Raw genomic sequence first — 915 nt, 5'->3', positions numbered from 1 at the left:
TATAGTCACTGCACTACAAAAGAGTTATGTTTTGGATGAATATCATAAAACAATTTAGATAAGTCATTTTCCATCCAACCTTGGCGTAAAAACTTCACTTGAGCCCACTTTTTCTCGATGGGATTTAAGTCAGGACTATAAGGAGGTAAGAATAATAGCCTGTGACCATGCCTGTTAAGCAGCTTTTGAACGCGCTTATGAAAGGCTGCATTATCCATAACGATTACACATTTTCTCTTAAGCTTTGGTATCAGCGTGAACTTGCACCAGTGATAGAAAATCTTTTTATTAATGTTGGTCTTTAAGCAATTGAGTGCAAACAGCGTTTTGCCATATAGTGCACCAATGACGTTGGTTCGATCTTTGGCTTGCCAATTGTAACTGCCAATGCAGGGGCTACCAATGGGTGCATAACCACAAGGACGCATCGTTTCACTCTCAAACCCACTTTCGTCCATATAGACAATAGCAAAGCCTTGAGCAATGTAGTGGTTAAGCTTGGCTAGATAAGTCGCTCTTTTCACAGGACAGGCTTTGGGATGCTCAAGTGTCTTTTTTTTTGCTAACACCAATACGCTTTAAGGCTTTACTGATGCCTGTTGGGCTACAATCAAAACGCTGTGCTCGCTCATAGTGATAATCGTCAGGGTGGTCTTTGACATCTTGAGCTAAGGCTTCATCCTCTATTTTGTAGGGCTTAATATATCGAGTGGTTTTACTATGAAGACGCTTTTTCCACTTCTGGATAGTCGTTGGACTGATATCATAGAAAACAGCAGCTTCAGCAAAGGTCATGCCCTCATCTAAGCTTTTTAAGACTTGTTTGCGATAATCTAGGGAGTAAGTCATGGTTATTTATTGTGGTAATCGTTTAGTTGATTTATTTTATAACATTTTTGTGGTCAGGTGACTATA

Annotated in this window: 2 protein-coding genes; both read right to left on the bottom strand. The window is 39.7% G+C overall.

The genetic code is table 11. The annotated features are described in order from the left end of the window. Positions 1 to 5: 5 nt before the first annotated feature. The gene (locus BTV98_RS13150) at positions 6 to 569 is read right to left on the bottom strand and encodes a transposase (RefSeq protein WP_198015433.1); all 564 of its coding nucleotides are present in this window, start codon (positions 567 to 569) and stop codon (positions 6 to 8) included. Further along, a complete protein-coding gene (locus tag BTV98_RS13145; protein ID WP_075103765.1) occupies positions 544 to 849 on the bottom strand; it encodes an IS630 transposase-related protein in 306 nt (101 codons plus the stop codon). The genes BTV98_RS13150 and BTV98_RS13145 overlap by 26 nt, the downstream gene beginning before the upstream one ends. Positions 850 to 915: the final 66 nt, after the last annotated feature.

This window comes from Psychrobacter sp. Cmf 22.2 (assembly GCF_001921745.1).
GTDB lineage: Bacteria > Pseudomonadota > Gammaproteobacteria > Pseudomonadales > Moraxellaceae > Psychrobacter.
Note: the sequence above shows the minus strand (reverse complement) of the source record. Positions and strands in the feature narration are given on the sequence as shown.